At 65.0% G+C, this 206-nt stretch carries 1 protein-coding gene; it reads left to right on the top strand.

The genetic code is table 11. The features are described from left to right. Positions 1–206: VCBS domain-containing protein (locus AACW18_RS17615; RefSeq protein ID WP_218390105.1), on the top strand; the 206-nt coding region annotated here is incomplete at both ends.

Here is a 206-nt window from a genome sequence, read left to right as displayed (position 1 = left end):
TGGCACCTTCAGCATCGACGATACCGGTGCCTGGACCTACACCATGAACGGCGCCCATGACGAGTTCGCGGCCGGGCAGGACTACACCGACTCGATCACCGTGGCCACCGCCGACGGCACCAGCCGGATGTTGACAGTGACGATGCACGGCAGCAACGACGCCGCCATCATCACCGGCTCCAGCACCGCTGGCCTGACCGAAACCA

Source organism: Aeromonas sp. sia0103 (assembly GCF_963895295.1).
Classification (GTDB): domain Bacteria; phylum Pseudomonadota; class Gammaproteobacteria; order Enterobacterales; family Aeromonadaceae; genus Aeromonas; species Aeromonas encheleia.
This window is presented reverse-complemented; position numbering and strand designations above follow the sequence as displayed.